1 protein-coding gene is annotated in these 599 nt (G+C 71.1%); it reads right to left on the bottom strand.

The window, feature by feature from the left end; genetic code table 11:
* The coding region (locus ACFR9S_RS03065; RefSeq protein WP_379818040.1) for a GAF domain-containing protein at positions 1-599 on the bottom strand (599 nt) is incomplete at both ends.

The following is a 599-nucleotide window of genomic DNA, read 5'->3' as shown; positions in this document are numbered from 1 at the left end:
GGGGGGCGGCGCCCCGGAGCGACAGGAACCGGCGGACGCCGCCGTCGGAGCGGTACACGAAGTTCTCGACGACCAGCGAGCAGCCGAGTTCGCGGGCGAGTTCGACGAACGGCATCTCGGTGTCGCTCACGTCGAACTCGATCCGGGTTACCGTCCGCCCCACCAGCGCCCGCTTGCTCTCGGCGGCGTTGATCGCGTAGGCGATCATGTCCCCGAGCTCGCTCAGCACCGCCCGCTCCAGATCGCCGAACACACCGGTCCGGTCGGCGTAGACGCTGAGGACGCCGTACATCGCGTCCTCGTACACCAGCGGGATTGACGCCACGGCGTGGTACCCCCGATCCAGCGCCGCGCGCTGCCAGTCGTCGAACTCGCCGCGGTCGAGCACGTCGTTGACGACCCGTAGCTCCCGGTGTTCGGCGGCACGGTCGGCCGTCGATCCCGGCGCCGCGAGCACCCCGTCGATCCCCTCGGCCGGGTCGAACGCCCCGGCCCCCGCACGGACCGTGACTCCCTCGGCGGCGTGTTCGCGATCACCGATCCACGCCAGCCCGTAGGGACCGTCGTCGGCCAACTGTCGGCAGACGACGGACTCGATC

The sequence above is a fragment of the Halolamina salina genome (assembly GCF_042678005.1).
Lineage (GTDB): Archaea > Halobacteriota > Halobacteria > Halobacteriales > Haloferacaceae > Halolamina > Halolamina salina.
Note: the sequence above shows the minus strand (reverse complement) of the source record. Positions and strands in the feature narration are given on the sequence as shown.